The organism is Rhizobacter sp. P1_G5, from assembly GCF_056405435.1.
Genome location: NZ_JBFUCB010000982.1, coordinates 1 through 1,397, shown reverse-complemented (window position 1 = coordinate 1,397; position 1,397 = coordinate 1). Strand labels below are relative to the sequence as shown.

Annotated in this window: 1 protein-coding gene; it reads right to left on the bottom strand. The window is 49.6% G+C overall.

The features are described 5' to 3' along the window. The coding region (locus AC1D12_RS33355) for a hypothetical protein (RefSeq protein WP_477845380.1) at positions 1-1,352 on the bottom strand (1,352 nt) is incomplete at its 3' end. Between the last annotated feature and the right edge of the window lie 45 nt (positions 1,353-1,397).

Here is a 1,397-nt window from a genome sequence, read left to right as displayed (position 1 = left end):
AGAGAATAGTGAAGGTCGTTCAGAATGACGCGAATGGAGATGGCTCGCAACGATGCTGGTCTCGGATTCTTTGATCTTCTTGGTCTCTTGTGAAGCTTGATAGTATATTTTGAAATACTTGACGCCTTCCCCCATCCCATGGAAATAACTATTTCATCTGACTTGACTGTACTGTTGCGGCTATGGCGGAGGGGGGTTAGATCTATCGCGACAGAAGGTGATAGTCCATGGCAAACTATGTACTTGATTTGATTGAAGACGTAGAATAACTCTACCGGCCAGTAATTCGAAAGCGGCGGAAGATAGACTGTGCAGAAGGTGGATTTGAACTTCAGCTCATATTCTTTCTCTAGAATATCCAATAGGATCTTCCAGGACTGGTCTTTACATTCGAGAAAGTCATCCTTGCTGAAGTGCTGAAGATGCAAGGCCACGCCGGTGGGGGTGCGCACCGCACATGTGCTCAGTTTCCGACGCAGGTCGAAGCCAAGGCTTTGGAAGCTACGAAAAAAAATCTCGGGTATTTGAGCGCGAGCGGGCGCGTATGCCAGAGAAAAAGTTCGATTCCTGAATGCGTTGAAGGACACTCTCCATTGACGTTGAGGAATGCTGCCCTGGGCCTCGCACGTCTGAGCCGCCAAACCACCTCTGGTAAAGGGACTGCTGAAAACAATGGAGTGAACGTCATTCTCTGATTCTTGCTCTACTTTCCAGGTTTCCCATCCGCGTCGAACTCCTTTTTTTTCATGGATAATAATGTCGGGCGATGTATGACAAGCTTCGGGGCGCCATACAGTGTTGTCTTGCAATATTCCAGCCAATTTGATGGAGACGCGGTCAATCCAACTGCGTACGCCAAGATCGCCTTTCGTCGGAAACATGTTGAGTAACCGGGGAGCCAGACAAAAGGCGATCAAGCCGTCGCGCCGTACCCTGGTGGCACAGGGGTGCTTCACACGAATCCAACTGCTTTCGAGGAGATGTGTCTGAAAAGTTCGGAGTTCTTCTTCTGTCAATCCTGCCAGGAAGCCTTCATGTAACAGAAACTCGAGAATCCGTTCTTCATCGACTGGATTCACAAAGATATCGAAAATTGATCCGTTAATAAGTTGATGCAGTGCGGTGGAGGAGTTCTCGGAAAGCACAAGTCTCTGAATGACTTCGGTCATGCTCCGTTCATTTTTCTTGAATGAAAGCGCGCGTTGCCAGGCATTCTGGATCCGAGCCTCTCTCGACACAGAGGTGGATTCGGAGAATTCTGAATTGTCGGAGCGCGAGGAGTCATGGAGGGAGAGGCCGCGCGGGAACCAGCACTCCTCGACACTCTGTTCAGAGGATTCCTCGATGGACATGCCATCTTTATTATCTTCGTCGCACCGCTGCGGGTGGTAGACAGG